1 protein-coding gene is annotated in these 703 nt (G+C 47.2%); it reads right to left on the reverse strand.

The window, feature by feature from the left end; genetic code table 11:
* The coding region (locus R8N49_RS27210; protein ID WP_318190461.1) for a fatty acid cis/trans isomerase at positions 1–703 on the reverse strand (703 nt) is incomplete at both ends.

Consider the following 703-nt stretch of genomic DNA (forward strand, 5'->3'; position numbering starts at 1 on the left):
TGACGTTAAGTGCAAGCTGACCACGACAAACAGGGCCTTTAATGTACGCCATTATGGTGTTTTGCGCGTTATCAAGCATGAATTTGAAGCGAGACTTCACTGGCATATCAATGAATGCCGTCATCGGGTTAGCTGCAACTTCTGGTTCGTAGCTAGGTAGCTGAGTAACGGAGTAATCCGCTTCAATAAACCACTTTTTCCAGTTGCTGATGCGCTGTTTGTTGAGCGCAAATGGCATGTGCGTTTTGTCAACAATAGTGCTTTGTTCTGGAATGATTCGGTAGTAAACGCGTTCAACGCCCGGATCGTCGTAAGGGCGGCGAGTGGAAATGCGTTTTACTGGCTGTCCTGGTGGCGTTGCGGAGCGCACGAGGGTAAAGAAGCGAGGTTTTTCGCTCAACTCAGAAAAGTACAGGTGCGACAGGAACAAGTGCTCGTAAATATAACGCGACATCAACTGGTTCTTGAAGTCTGAATGGTTGAGCAGTGTTTCGTATTGATTGATTTGCGCCTGCTCTTGGTCACTGATTGGCGTGTGCATATTCATGATCGCGCCGTTTTCTAGCCAAGTCATCAGCGTGTGGTATTCGCTGTTGGTTAGATTCGGCATACCAAATGGCATTCCCCAGTTTGGGTTGTCTTTTTCGTACTGTTCGTACTCTTCAATTGTCGGGCAGGTTTGCTCACGATCAATCGAAAAATC

The sequence above is a fragment of the Vibrio sp. 1978 genome, from assembly GCF_033344345.1.